The sequence below is a fragment of the Enterococcus asini ATCC 700915 genome (assembly GCF_000407365.1).
GTDB classification, from domain to species: domain Bacteria; phylum Bacillota; class Bacilli; order Lactobacillales; family Enterococcaceae; genus Enterococcus_C; species Enterococcus_C asini.
Genome location: NZ_ASVU01000002.1, coordinates 520,329 through 534,252, shown reverse-complemented (window position 1 = coordinate 534,252; position 13,924 = coordinate 520,329). Strand labels below are relative to the sequence as shown.

Below are 13,924 nucleotides of genomic sequence, written 5' to 3'. Positions count from 1 at the left end.
GGCTTATCTCCCCCAAGAGTCCACATCGACGGGGAGGTTTGGCACCTCGATGTCGGCTCGTCGCATCCTGGGGCTGTAGTCGGTCCCAAGGGTTGGGCTGTTCGCCCATTAAAGCGGCACGCGAGCTGGGTTCAGAACGTCGTGAGACAGTTCGGTCCCTATCCGTCGCGGGCGTTGGAAATTTGAGAGGAGCTGTCCTTAGTACGAGAGGACCGGGATGGACTTACCGCTGGTGTACCAGTTGTCTCGCCAGAGGCATCGCTGGGTAGCTATGTAGGGAAGGGATAAACGCTGAAAGCATCTAAGTGTGAAGCCCACCTCAAGATGAGATTTCCCATTCTTTTAAAGAAGTAAGATCCCTGAGAGATGATCAGGTAGATAGGTCAGAAGTGGAAGGCCAGTGATGGTTGGAGCGGACTGATACTAATCGATCGAGGACTTAACCAAAAGAAACGTGGACTTGGTTGTAAGACGTATTTCAAATCCAGTTTTGAGTGAGCAAAGACTTACTCAACTAAATAGTGTGGTGACGATAGCGAGAAGGATACACCTGTAACCTTGCCGAACACAGAAGTTAAGCTTCTTAGCGCCGATTGTAGTGAAGGGTTTCCCTTTGTGAGAGTAGGACGTCGCCACGCAATGGACCGTTATGTGTAAACATAGCGGTTTTTTTGTGTGTTCAAAGTATTTTGATTATGAATTGACAAAATATCTTACTCTCGGGACAAATAATGAAAGGCTCACGAGTAATGTCATAAGAGTAAACCGCTTGAGAAAACGAATGAAATGAATAGAAGTTTGAAAAAAAGTATGAAAGCCATGGTTTTTTTCAAAGAAATCGTTATAATGGAGATAACTTAACAAATCTATCTCTCTTTTGTAGAAATGTTCGTGTTTTTAGCGGAAAGCTGGAGGGATAAAAAGGGGTCTGGGGAAATGACAGATATCGAAATTGCACAGCAGGCAGAGATTAAGCCAATCACGGAGATTGGGGCGAAAGTTGGCTTAACTGCAGATGATTTAGAACTTTATGGAAAATACAAAGCCAAAATTGAAATGGCAACGATTCAGAAATTACAAGAGCAAAAATTTGGCAAATTGATTTTGGTAACGTCGATTAATCCAACACCAGCAGGAGAAGGCAAGTCTACTATTACGATAGGGCTAGCCGATGCGCTGAATCGTTTAGGAAAAAAGACGGTGATTGCGTTACGTGAACCCTCATTGGGACCGGTGATGGGCATCAAAGGGGGGGCAACTGGCGGCGGTTATGCGCAAGTGTTGCCTATGGAAGATATTAACTTGCATTTTACCGGGGACATGCATGCAATTACCACGGCAAACAATGCCTTGGCGGCTCTTTTGGATAATCACATTCATCAAGGTAATGAGCTTAATATCGATGTGCGGCGGATTATTTGGAAACGGGTTGTGGACTTAAACGATCGGGAATTGCGGCAAGTGGTAGTTGGTTTGGGCGGGCCGGTCCAAGGGGTACCTCGTCAAGATGGATTTGACATTACCGTTGCCAGCGAAATCATGGCCATTTTGTGTTTGGCTACTGATATTGACAATTTAAAAGAACGCTTAGGCAATATTGTGGTGGGCTATACTTACCAGAGAAAACCTGTCTATGTTCGGGATTTGCAAGTCCAAGGGGCATTGGCATTGTTATTAAAAGATGCGTTGAAGCCGAATTTAGTCCAGACAATCGAAGGAACCCCGGCTTTTGTTCATGGGGGACCATTTGCTAATATTGCCCACGGTTGTAACTCCATTATGGCTTCTCGGTTGGCCCTGCAATTAGGGGATTATGCGGTTACCGAAGCTGGCTTTGGTGCAGATCTAGGAGCAGAGAAGTTTTTGGATATCAAAGTACCACGCTTAGGGAAATCCCCTGATGCCATTGTGATTGTTGCGACGATTCGGGCGCTGAAGATGCACGGAGGCGTGAAAAAGGATCAACTGGAAGCAGAAAATATCCCTGCTGTGGCCCGTGGGTTTGCGAATTTAGAACGGCACATTGAAAACATGCAAAGTTACAATGTACCCGTAGTAGTTGCCATTAATGAATTTGTCACGGATACCCAAGGGGAATTTGAACAGTTGGAAGCGTTGTGTCAAAAACTAGGAGTGACGGTTAAACGTGCCTCCGTGTGGGCCAATGGCGGTGCTGGCGGGGAAGAATTGGCCCAAGCTGTGGTGGAAGCAACCGCTACGGCCGATGAAAAATCCTTTCATCCGTTATACCAAGCCGATGCTTCCTTGGAAGAAAAGATCCGCACGGTAGTTCAGAAAATCTATCACGGAGCAGATGTACACTTTGCTAAGAAAGCACAAACCCAGTTACAAACCTTTGCCAAGGAGGGCTGGGATCAGCTACCGGTCTGCATGGCGAAAACCCAGTATTCGTTTTCCGATGATCCCAATGCTTTAGGGGCGCCAGAAGGCTTTACCATTGCGATTCGGGAATTGGCACCGAAATTAGGGGCTGGTTTCATCGTGGCTTTAACTGGTGACGTGATGACCATGCCGGGCTTGCCGAAAAAGCCGGCCGCATTGAAGATGGATATCGATGAAGCAGGAAATGCAGTGGGCTTGTTCTGATAAAATCTAGTGAAAAAGGTCGGGATACTCTCCCGGCCTTTTCTTGCGCTTTAGAAGGGGCTCTATGCTATCATAAAAGAGAAGAATTTCGGCTTGTCTTTTCCTAGTCCTTCGGGGATAATGAGAAGAGCTTTCCGTAAGAAATGAGGGCGTACAGATGAAAGTGACCTTGATGCGCAATACCGGCTTCTTCGCCATGGGAAGTCCCTTAACCGTCAAAGCCAATGGCCAAAAGAGCCTCCTTTTTCAAAATCAGGAGCAGGTCTTAGAATTGCCGGATACGGGAACTCAAAAGATTCAAGTAGGCTTTTCCCTTTTAAAGAGTCAGCCTTACGAGTTGTCAAATCAGCATGACGTTACCCTAGAAGTCACCATGAATCCGGCTTTTCTCTGGGTATATGTTTTGTTGTTTGCTTTGTTATTGGTGGCATCTCGGGGAATTGTTCCTTTGGTCGCCGGTTTAGTTTTGTATCTCTTAATCATGTATCGTCTTTGTGGACGAGCGTATCTTATTAAGGAGGTGGCCTGAGTGGGTGAACGGGCCGATGTTTTTTTAGCTAGCTTTAATCGGATTGAAAAATGGTTGCGCGAAGAGTTGGGCAATCCTCGGAATATGGGCTTTAGTGAAATGGTGCGGCGCTTAAGTAAGCAAAAAAATCCCGAAGTTCATGCTATTAGTGATGACTTACTACAAATGGCTCAACTGCGAAATGCCATCGTTCATGAACGAGTAGGAGAAAATTTCGTCATTGCAGAACCAAATGAATGGGTAATCCAGCGTATTACTGAAATCGAAAATTTGTTATTGAAACCGGAGTTGGTTTTGCCAAAATTCGGTAAACGAGTGACCGGTTTTGAAATAACCCTACCGGTAACAGAAATTTTGCGGACCATTGCGGAAAAACGCTATTCCCAATTTCCGTTATACGATCAAGGAAATTTCAAAGGTTTGATTACTTTGCGGGCTTTGGGGTATTGGTTTGCCAGTGAAAGCCAGCATGGAGAAATCGTCCTAAAAGGGAAGACGGCAGCGGATTTATTGCTCAAAGATGGAAAGTACACCAATTATTGTTTTGTTGCCGGCACCACGACGGTTACCGAGGCAAAACAGTTATTTGAAAATGAAAATTTGCTTGAGGCAATCTTGATTACGAAGGATGGCAACCCTAATGGCAATCTGTTAGGCATCATTCGTCCACGGGATATCTATGGGGCAAATGCAAAGGAGAAATGATTTTTGATTAGTTATTTGATTGTCGCAGCACTACTGGTGGTCTGTGATCAGCTGGTGAAATACTGGGTCGTGAGCAATTTGAGCTTAGGCGAGACCATGAACGTGATTCCCAATGTTTTTTCTTTGACCTACTACCAAAATAGCGGGGCGGCTTGGAGTATTTTACAAGGGCAAATGTGGTTTTTCGCCATTGTGACTTTTGTGGCGGTGCCATTGTGTATCTGGTTATTATGGAAGAATCGTCGTGGGAGCAAGTTTTATTCCTTGGCACTGGGACTGGTTATTGCCGGAGCTTTAGGGAACTTTATCGACCGCATGCGGCTCGGCTACGTGGTGGATATGTTCCAGACAGACTTTATAAACTTCCCGATTTTTAATGTGGCAGACATGTGTTTGACCATTGGGGTTGTAATGGTCTTTATCTATGCATTATTTGAAGAGCGTTTTGAAAGGAAGACAAAATGAAGGAACAAATCGATTTACAACTAGGGGAACAAAGTGGCCGCATCGACAAGGTTTTAAGCCAAGAATTAGCGGATTACAGTCGCTCTCAAATTCAACAATGGCTAAAAGACGAGCGGGTGATGGTCAATGGTACCACCGTTAAGGCAAATTACAAGGTCAAGACCGGGGATCAGGTGACCATTGCTGTACCGGAACCTACTGTTTTAGAGTTAACACCGGAAAATATTCCGTTAGAGATTGTCTATGAGGATGAAGACGTGGCCGTGGTGAATAAACCTCAAGGCATGGTAGTGCATCCTTCCGCTGGCCATCCTAATGGCACTTTGGTTAATGCTTTATTGTTCCACATGCAAAATTTGTCTTCCATTAATGACGTGATTCGTCCGGGAATCGTTCACCGAATCGACAAGGATACGTCTGGTTTGTTAATGATTGCCAAAAATGATTTTGCCCATGAGTCACTGGCCAAACAATTAAAGGAAAAAACTTCCTTGCGCAAATACGTGGCCTTGGTTCACGGGGTGATTCCTCATGAAAAGGGCGTCATTGATGCCCCAATCGGTCGTTCTAAGACGGACCGGAAAATGCAAGCGGTGATCGAAGAAGGCAAACCTGCTGTGACGCATTTTCAAGTACTAGAGCGCTTTGCTGATTTTACCTTGGTGGAATTACAGCTAGAAACCGGCCGGACTCATCAGATTCGGGTGCATATGAAATACATTGGCTACCCTTTAGCGGGAGACCCAGTGTATGGGCCGAAAAAGACATTACCAGGCAAAGGGCAATTTCTCCACGCCCAGGTTTTAGGCTTTGAACATCCTCGTACCGGAGAATTTTTGACCTTTACGGCACCATTGCCGGAAGTTTTTCAAAAAACATTGGAAAAATTACGAAAATAAGTTGCTTTCCTGAATGAAGAAGTGTATCTTATATCTAAAGAAAAACAAAATACCCTTTAAGTTAGTCCCGTGAGGCTAAGAAGGAATGGTGAGTTGCAAACACAGTGCGCTGTGTGGCCCAACCCAAACAGACAGTGTACCCAGACTAGGTGTCATGGGCACTGCTTTACTCGGAAACCAAACCTCTTGTCCCTTGGGCAAGAGGTTTTTTTGTTGCTCTACTATTAGAAAATGGATTCAGAATAATAAAACGCGGAGGGAATACTATGGCAGCAAAAGAAGTCGTTGACGCGGTAACAATGAAACGAGCATTGACTCGAATCGCTTACGAAATTATCGAACGCAATCGGGGATTGGAGGATTTGGTTTTAGTAGGTATTAAAACCCGAGGCATCTTCATCGCCCAACGGATTGCAGAACGCTTGAAACAATTAGAAGACATCGACGTACCGGTGGGAGAGTTAGACATTACTTTGTACCGAGACGACGTGAAAGACAAGAGCTTGGAAGATCCAGAAGTTCATTCTTCCAACATTCCTGTGAATCTGGAAGGCAAAGAAGTCATCGTGGTGGACGATGTTTTGTACACTGGCCGGACGATTCGCGCAGCCTTGGATGCCATTATGGACTTTGGTCGGCCGAACAAGATTCAATTGGCGGTTTTAGTAGACCGGGGCCATCGGGAATTGCCGATTCGTGCGGATTATGTAGGCAAAAACATTCCAACGGCTTTATCGGAAGCAATTATCGTGGAAATGGAAGAAAGCGACGGCAAAGATCGCATTTTAATTAAAAACTAGACTCTAGGAGTGAAGCAGCGTGGCAGAATTTCATAATGATGATGTGGTTTTAGATATTAAAGATAAGCCAAAACCCTTTGTGTGGTTGGGCTTGAGTTTACAGCATTTGTTTACCATGTTTGGGGCAACGGTTTTAGTCCCAATCTTAGTCGGTATCAACCCGGGGATTGCCTTGGTTAGCTCTGGCTTAGGTACGCTAGTGTACTTGTTTGTCACCAAAGGCAAGATTCCCGCGTATCTTGGTTCCAGTTTCGCCTTTATCGCGGCGATGCAATTATTAATGAAAACCGATGGCTACCCAGCCATTGCCCAAGGAGCTATGACCACTGGTTTGGTGTACTTAATCGTAGCCTTCCTGGTGAAAAAAATTGGCTCGGCTTGGATGGACAAAATCTTACCGCCGATTGTGGTAGGTCCAGTAATCATGGTAATCGGCTTAGGCTTAGCTGCTAATGCGGCGAACAACGCCATGATGAATAACGGCAAATACGATTTCACTTACTTACTAGTAGCGCTAGTAACTTTAGGCATCACGATTTTCTTCAATATGTTCTTAAAAGGGTTCCTAGGATTGATCCCAATCTTGCTTGGGATTATCTGCGGTTACTTGTTTGCTCTAGCAGTAGGTGTGGTGGACTTAAGCGGTGTGGCTGCAGCGGACTGGTTTGCCTTGCCAAACTTCCAAGTACCATTTCTAACCTACGAGCCGAAATTCTACGCCAGTGCGGTGATCACCATGGCGCCAATCGCCTTTGTAACCATGACCGAGCACATCGGCCACTTAATGGTCTTGAACAAATTGACGAAACGGAATTTCTTTGAAGACCCAGGTTTGAACAGAACTTTGATGGGGGATGGCTTAGCACAAATCGTAGCCGGCTTTGTAGGAGGACCTCCAGTGACTAGCTACGGGGAAAACATCGGCGTCTTAGCAATTACCCGAGTACACAGCGTCTTCGTAATCGGCGGAGCGGCAGTCTTGGCAGTCATTCTCGGCTTCGTAGGTAAACTAAGTGCCTTGATCTTAAGTATCCCAAATCCGGTAATCTCTGGTATCAGCTTTATCCTCTTTGGGGTAATTGCGGCCAGCGGGTTGAAGATTTTAATCGAAAACAAGATCAACTTCGATAAGAAGAAAAACTTGATTATCGCATCTGTAATCTTAGTAATCGGGATTGGCGGACTTTATGTAGAAGCCGGCACATTCACTTTGTCTGCCATGGCATTGGCAACAGTCTTAGGCATTATCTTAAACCTAATCTTGCCAGAAACCTCTCGCAGCGAAGTGTAAAGAACGCAATCCTCAGAAAAATCCTAGGAGGAAACGAGCATGATCATCCAATCAGAACGAATCAGTTTAAAGCATTTGTTAAGTGTGGAAGCCTTAAGCGACCAAGAAGTCATGGGCCTAGTCAGACGAGGCCAAGAGTTTAAAAGAGGCGCCAAGTGGACACCGGAAAAGGATCAATACTTTGCCACAAATCTCTTCTTTGAAAACAGCACGCGGACTCACAAGAGTTTTGAAGTGGCAGAAAAGAAGCTAGGCTTAGAAGTTATCGAATTTGACGCGGGGCACAGTTCGGTGCAAAAAGGGGAGACTTTGTACGACACGGTCTTGACCATGAGTGCCTTGGGCGTAGACGTGGCGGTGATTCGCCACGGGGATGAGAATTACTACGACCAATTGATCCAGTCTAAGACAATTCACTGCGCTATCGTAAACGGCGGGGACGGGAGCGGTCAGCATCCTTCACAGTGTCTATTAGACTTAATGACGATTCACGAGGAGTTTGGTCACTTTGATGGGCTGAAGGTCGCCATTGTGGGAGACATCACTCATTCCCGGGTGGCAAAGTCCAACATGCAAATGCTAAAACGCCTAGGTGCGGAAGTCTTCTTTTCCGGACCGGCGCAATGGTATGACCCAAGCTTTGATGTCTACGGACAATACGTGCCTTTAGATGAACTGGTAAGCCAAGTGGATGTGATGATGATGCTCCGGGTGCAACACGAACGGCACCAAGCCAAAGACGAGGAGAATTTCACCAAAGAAAGGTACCACCAACAATACGGTTTAACCGTGGAACGGGCCAAGAAAATGAAAAAGACGGCGATTATCATGCACCCGGCGCCGGTCAATCGGGATGTGGAGTTGGCGGATTCCCTAGTAGAAGGCCTCCAATCTCGCATCGTGACCCAAATGACCAACGGCGTCTACGTGCGCATGGCCATCTTAGAAGCAATACTTGCAGGACGAGCGTAATCACAGGGAGGGCGAAGGATTTGAAAACACTACTAAAGAACGGCAGAATCAACACTCACGACAATGAAACTACCACCGCATCGATTTGGATTGAAGATGGTGTGATTAAAGCGATTGGCACCGAGTTTTCTGGTGACTTTGACCAGGTAATCGATGCCAAAGGCCAGTTGATCACCCAAGGGTTGGTGGATGTTCACGTGCATTTGCGGGAACCGGGCTTTACTTATAAAGAAACCATCAAATCCGGGAGTGCCGCCGCTGCTAGAGGAGGTTTTACCACGGTGTGTGCCATGCCGAATTTAAATCCGGTGCCAGACACGGCAGAAAAACTCCAAGCAGTTTACGACATCATTAAAAAAGATGCGGCGGTCAAGGTCTTACAATACGCACCGATTACCGAAGAGCTGCGCAGTGAAACCCTAACCGATCAAAAAGCGCTGAAAGCCGTGGGGGCCTTCGCCTTTACCAACGACGGTGTGGGTGTTCAAACGGCGGGAACTATGTATCTAGCCATGAAAGAAGCCGCTGCTAACAAAATGGCGCTAGTCGCCCATACAGAAGATGAATCCTTACTCTTCGGCGGAGTGATGCATGCCGGTAAAAGAGCGGAAGAACTGGGGTTACCAGGAATTTTAAGCGCCACGGAGTCCTCACAAATTGCGCGGGACTTGATTTTAGCGGAAGCAACCGGCTGTCATTACCACGTCTGCCACGTTTCCACAAAAGAAAGCGTCCGAGTGATTCGGGATGCGAAGAAAGCCGGGGTTCATGTGACGGCGGAAGTTTCGCCCCATCACTTGATTTTAGCCGACGTGGACATTCCGGAAGACTTCGGTTACTGGAAAATGAATCCACCATTGCGAGGCGTGGATGACCGAGAGGCACTGATTGAAGGACTACTAGACGGTACGATCGATTGTATCGCCACGGATCATGCGCCCCACGGATTTGAGGAAAAAAATCAGAGTTTTCTAAAAGCACCATTTGGGATCGTAGGTTCAGAGTACGCCTTCCAATTGGTTTACACGCACTTCGTCAAAACAGGACGCTTTACCTTGGAACAAGTGATTGACTGGATGGCAGTGAAACCGGCGGCGATCTTCGGCTTAAATGCCGGGCGCTTGGAAATCGGTCAAGCAGCGGACTTAGCAGTCTTTAATCTTGATGAAGAGTATGTGATTGACGATCAAAACTTCTTGTCCCAAGCAGTGAACACACCCTTCACCGGTTGGAAAGCCCAAGGAGACACCATGTACACATTTGTAGACGGCCAATTGGTTTGGCAAAAAGGGGAGTAAAAGATGAAACGATGGTTGATATTAGAAGATGGCACACATTTTGAAGGCGTAGGTTTTGGCGCAGAGGGCAATGTCTTTGGGGAAATCGTCTTTACCACCAGTATGACGGGCTACCAAGAAACCATCACCGATCAAAGCTTTAACGGGCAGATCATCACCTTCACCTATCCCATGGTAGGCAATTACGGGGTGAACCGGGATGACTACGAATCCATTGCACCGACTTGTAAAGCGGTAGTGGTAAAAGAATTCGCCCGCAAACCGAACAACTGGCGCAGCCAAATGACTTTAGACGAGTTTTTAAAGAAAAAAGATATTCCCGGCATCGCGGGTATCGACACCCGGGCATTAACGCGAAAAATCCGGCAGGCTGGGACTATGAAAGCTTCTATCGTCTCAGAAGAAGACTTCACCCATGCCTTTGATCAATTAAAAGCGGTCGTCTTGCCTACGAACCAAGTGGAACAAGTCTCCACGGCAAAACCTTATCCAAGTCCTGGAGTTGGCCACAATGTAGTGGTGATCGACTTTGGCTTGAAGCACTCAATCTTGCGAGAACTCTCCAATCGCAACTGTAACTTAACCGTATTGCCATACAATACACCGGCAGAAACGATTTTAGAATTAGCCCCAGACGGTGTGATGCTGACAAATGGACCTGGGGATCCGAAAAGCGTGCCGGAAGCCATTGAAATGATTAAAGGTATCCAAGGGAAAGTGCCAATTTTTGGGATTTGCTTAGGTCACCAACTCTTCGCTTTAGCCAATGGAGCGGACACTTTTAAGATGAAGTTTGGTCACCGGGGTTTGAATCACCCAGTGCGAGAAATTGCCACAGGGCGCATCGACTTCACTTCCCAAAATCACGGGTTTGCAGTAGCGGAAGATTCCATTGACCCAAATGAACTCTTTATTACCCATGTGGAAGTCAACGACGGTACCGTAGAAGGCTTGCGTCATAAGAAATACCCAGCCTTCACCGTCCAATTCCATCCAGATGCGGCACCGGGACCTCATGACGCACTGCATTTATTTGACGAATTTATCGAAATGATGGATGCCGGAAAGGAGCAGAACTAAATGCCAAAACGTACAGATATTAAGAAAATCATGGTGATTGGCTCCGGCCCGATTATTATCGGCCAAGCGGCGGAGTTTGACTATGCCGGGACTCAGGCCTGTCTGGCTTTACGAGAAGAGGGCTATGAAGTAGTCTTGGTGAACTCCAATCCGGCCACGATTATGACGGATAAAGAAATTGCGGACAAAGTCTACATTGAACCGATTACGTTCGAGTTTGTCTCCCGGATTTTACGAAAAGAAAATCCGGACGCCCTTTTGCCTACACTAGGCGGCCAAACCGGCTTGAACATGGCCATGGAATTGGCAAAATCGGGTATTTTGGAAGAATTGAACATCGAACTATTAGGCACGAAACTTTCCGCCATTGACCAAGCGGAAGACCGAGACTTGTTTAAACAGTTAATGGAAGACTTGGGCCAACCGATTCCAGAATCAGAAATCGTGACTACGGTGGAAGAAGCCGTGGCATTTGCCAATGAAATCGGCTATCCCATTATCGTGCGCCCGGCCTTTACTTTAGGAGGCACCGGTGGGGGCATGTGTGACAACGAAGACGAGTTGCGCTTAATCGCGGAAAACGGCTTGAAGCTCTCCCCAGTAACCCAATGCTTAATCGAACGCTCCATTGCCGGTTACAAAGAAATCGAGTATGAAGTAATGCGGGACTCCGCGGACAATGCCATTGTGGTATGTAACATGGAAAACTTCGACCCTGTTGGTATCCACACGGGAGACTCCATCGTTTTTGCCCCTAGCCAAACCTTAAGTGACTACGAATACCAAATGCTTCGGGACGCTTCCTTGTCAATCATCCGCGCTTTAAAAATCGAAGGAGGCTGTAACGTTCAGCTAGCCTTGGATCCTAAGAGTTTCAAATACTATGTCATTGAAGTAAACCCTCGGGTATCTCGTTCTTCTGCCTTGGCCTCGAAAGCTACTGGTTATCCGATTGCCAAACTAGCGGCGAAAATCGCTGTGGGTCTAACCCTAGACGAGATGAAAAACCCAGTCACGGAAACGACTTATGCGGAATTCGAACCAGCTTTGGACTATGTGGTAGCGAAGATTCCCCGCTGGCCTTTTGACAAGTTTGAGTCCGGAGAGCGGGTACTCGGCACCCAGATGAAAGCCACAGGGGAAGTAATGGCCATTGGCCGGAACATTGAGGAATCCCTCTTAAAAGCTGTACGCTCTTTGGAAATCGGCACTTATCACTTGGAAATTCCCGAGTTAGCAGAGAAATCCGATGCAGAAGTAACGCAAAAGATGGTTCGGGCCCAAGACGACCGCTTGTTTTATGTGGCCGAAGCACTGCGCCGAGGCTACAGCATCGAAGAAATCGCCGAATTGACGAAAATCGACTTGTTCTTCTTGGATAAATTGCTACACGTTTGGGAATTAGAACAAGCTTTGGCTGCTGCACCAAAGGATTTGGACTTATTAAAAGAAGCCAAAGAAAATGGCTTTGCCGACCGGAAGATTGCCGAATTGTGGCAAATGACGGCTGGGGAAGTCCGGGACTATCGGAAAGCCAACGACTTACTACCGGTATACAAAATGGTGGATACTTGTGCCGCCGAATTCGAATCGGAAACACCGTATTTTTACAGCACCTACGAGTTTGAAAACGAAAGCCAGAAAAGTGCGAAGCCATCTGTCTTAGTCTTAGGCTCTGGTCCGATTCGCATCGGCCAAGGGGTGGAATTTGACTACGCCACCGTGCATTCGGTAAAAGCCATTCAAGCAGCAGGCTACGAAGCCATTATCATGAATAGTAATCCGGAAACCGTATCGACGGACTTCTCGATTTCTGACAAACTATACTTTGAACCATTGACCTTTGAAGATGTCATGAATGTCATCGACTTGGAGCAACCTGAAGGAGTTATCGTGCAGTTTGGTGGGCAAACGGCGATTAACTTAGCAGAACCATTACACAATGCCGGGGTCAAAATTCTTGGCACGACTACGGAAGACTTAGACCGGGCAGAAAACCGGGATCTCTTTGAACAAGCATTAAAAGATTTGGATATTCCACAACCTCCAGGGGATACGGCGACGAATACGGAAGAAGCGGTGAAAATCGCCGAAAGTATCGGTTATCCAGTCCTCGTGCGCCCAAGTTACGTCTTAGGTGGCCGAGCTATGGAAATCGTGGAAAACCAAGCGGATCTTGAAGACTACATGGCCAATGCCGTGAAAGCTTCACCAGAGCATCCCGTCTTAGTGGACCGTTACTTGACCGGTTCCGAGTGTGAAGTAGACGCCATTTGTGATGGAGAAACCGTCTTGATTCCGGGGATTATGGAACATATCGAAAGAGCCGGGGTTCACTCGGGCGACTCCATGGCGGTATATCCACCACAAAATCTTTCGACAGAAATCCAAGCGACCATTGCAGACTACACTGAGCGTTTGGCCATTGGCTTAAACTGTGTGGGGATGATGAACATCCAGTTTGTCATTCACGAAGAGAAAGTCTATGTGATCGAGGTGAACCCGAGAGCTAGCCGGACGGTACCGTTCTTGAGCAAAGTTACCGGTATTCCCATGGCGCAAATCGCCACTAAAGCGATTCTCGGCACGAAACTAAAAGACTTGGGTTATGAGACCGGCTTGTATCCAGAAGATAGCAACGTTCACATTAAAGCACCGGTCTTCTCCTTTACGAAATTGCTGAAAGTCGACACTTACTTAGGCCCAGAGATGAAATCTACTGGGGAAGTCATGGGCAGCGATCGCAGCTTGGAGAAAGCCTTGTACAAAGCCTTTGAAGCGGCAGGCTTGAAGATTCCGGAATTCGGAGCGGTATTGTTCACCATTGCCGACGATGCGAAGGAAGAGTCTGTGAATCTGGCACGACGCTTTGCCGAAGTAGGCTTCTCTCTTCTGGCAACCAGTGGTACGGCGGAGTATTTAACCAAACAAGGCCTGACCGTCAAAACGGTCTGCAAGATTTCTGAAGAAAACTGTGAGGAAAATGTGATTGACATTATCCGTAACGGAAATACCCAACTGGTAATCAATACCATGGACAAAAATCGCCAAGGTACATCAGAAGACGGCTTTATCATTCGCCGAGAAGCAGTGGAACACGGGGTGCCATTGTTCACCTCACTGGATACTGCGGATGCGATTTTGAAGGTTATGGAAGACCGGGCCTTCTCTACTCAAGCAATCTAATCGAACCTTTTGTGAAGCTATTTTCCAAGAAGCCGGGCTTTTTGGAAGATAGCTTTCCCATAAGGTTAAGGACTATTATCACTCCTGATTTC

Annotated in this window: 11 protein-coding genes and 2 rRNA genes; all 13 read left to right on the top strand. The window is 46.8% G+C overall.

Translation table 11 applies throughout. The annotated features are described in order from the left end of the window. Positions 1–447 (top strand): 23S ribosomal RNA (locus I579_RS12440); the annotation flags it as partial. A gap of 75 nt (positions 448–522) precedes the next feature. Further along, positions 523–638, top strand: a 5S ribosomal RNA gene (gene rrf / locus I579_RS12435). A gap of 298 nt (positions 639–936) precedes the next feature. Further along, the gene (locus tag I579_RS12430; RefSeq protein ID WP_010753758.1) at positions 937–2,607 is read left to right on the top strand and encodes a formate--tetrahydrofolate ligase; all 1,671 of its coding nucleotides are present in this window, start codon (positions 937–939) and stop codon (positions 2,605–2,607) included. 157 nt (positions 2,608–2,764) lie between these two features. Further along, positions 2,765–3,136 carry a hypothetical protein gene (locus I579_RS12425; RefSeq protein WP_010753757.1) on the top strand — a complete coding sequence of 124 codons (372 nt, stop codon included), beginning with the start codon at positions 2,765–2,767 and terminating at the stop codon, positions 3,134–3,136. After that, complete coding sequence (locus I579_RS12420) at positions 3,137–3,841, top strand: CBS domain-containing protein (protein WP_010753756.1); 705 nt, start codon at positions 3,137–3,139, stop codon at positions 3,839–3,841. Positions 3,842–3,844: 3 nt separating this feature from the next. Further along, positions 3,845–4,306: a signal peptidase II gene (gene lspA, locus I579_RS12415; protein ID WP_010753755.1), complete on the top strand. Its 462-nt coding sequence runs from the start codon at positions 3,845–3,847 to the stop codon at positions 4,304–4,306. Beyond that, positions 4,303–5,205 (top strand): RluA family pseudouridine synthase, encoded by a 903-nt coding sequence (locus I579_RS12410; RefSeq protein WP_010753754.1) that lies wholly within the window; start codon positions 4,303–4,305, stop codon positions 5,203–5,205. Before lspA ends, I579_RS12410 begins: the two co-directional genes overlap by 4 nt. A 266-nt stretch (positions 5,206–5,471) precedes the next feature. Beyond that, positions 5,472–6,005 carry a bifunctional pyr operon transcriptional regulator/uracil phosphoribosyltransferase PyrR gene (pyrR, locus tag I579_RS12405; RefSeq protein ID WP_010753753.1) on the top strand — a complete coding sequence of 178 codons (534 nt, stop codon included), beginning with the start codon at positions 5,472–5,474 and terminating at the stop codon, positions 6,003–6,005. 19 nt (positions 6,006–6,024) lie between these two features. Next, positions 6,025–7,296: a solute carrier family 23 protein gene (locus tag I579_RS12400; RefSeq protein ID WP_010753752.1), complete on the top strand. Its 1,272-nt coding sequence runs from the start codon at positions 6,025–6,027 to the stop codon at positions 7,294–7,296. Between the two features lie 39 nt (positions 7,297–7,335). Further along, positions 7,336–8,268, top strand: coding sequence for an aspartate carbamoyltransferase catalytic subunit (locus I579_RS12395; RefSeq protein WP_010753751.1), 933 nt, complete (start codon positions 7,336–7,338; stop codon positions 8,266–8,268). A 20-nt stretch (positions 8,269–8,288) separates the two neighbouring features. After that, the gene (locus tag I579_RS12390; RefSeq protein ID WP_010753750.1) at positions 8,289–9,566 is read left to right on the top strand and encodes a dihydroorotase; all 1,278 of its coding nucleotides are present in this window, start codon (positions 8,289–8,291) and stop codon (positions 9,564–9,566) included. A gap of 3 nt (positions 9,567–9,569) precedes the next feature. After that, on the top strand, positions 9,570–10,646 hold the full coding sequence (locus tag I579_RS12860; protein WP_010753749.1) for a carbamoyl phosphate synthase small subunit: 1,077 nt from the start codon (positions 9,570–9,572) through the stop codon (positions 10,644–10,646). After that, positions 10,647–13,832: a carbamoyl-phosphate synthase large subunit gene (gene carB / locus I579_RS12380; protein ID WP_010753748.1), complete on the top strand. Its 3,186-nt coding sequence runs from the start codon at positions 10,647–10,649 to the stop codon at positions 13,830–13,832. It abuts the gene before it with no gap. The last annotated feature ends 92 nt before the right edge of the window (positions 13,833–13,924 follow it).

Coding starts and splice junctions, on each gene's coding strand:
- I579_RS12430 (WP_010753758.1), top strand. CDS start 937: ATGACAGATATCGAAATTGCACAGCAGGCAGAGATTAAGCCAATCACG.
- I579_RS12425 (WP_010753757.1), top strand. CDS start 2,765: ATGAAAGTGACCTTGATGCGCAATACCGGCTTCTTCGCCATGGGAAGT.
- I579_RS12410 (WP_010753754.1), top strand. CDS start 4,303: ATGAAGGAACAAATCGATTTACAACTAGGGGAACAAAGTGGCCGCATC.
- carB (WP_010753748.1), top strand. CDS start 10,647: ATGCCAAAACGTACAGATATTAAGAAAATCATGGTGATTGGCTCCGGC.
- I579_RS12860 (WP_010753749.1), top strand. CDS start 9,570: ATGAAACGATGGTTGATATTAGAAGATGGCACACATTTTGAAGGCGTA.
- I579_RS12395 (WP_010753751.1), top strand. CDS start 7,336: ATGATCATCCAATCAGAACGAATCAGTTTAAAGCATTTGTTAAGTGTG.
- pyrR (WP_010753753.1), top strand. CDS start 5,472: ATGGCAGCAAAAGAAGTCGTTGACGCGGTAACAATGAAACGAGCATTG.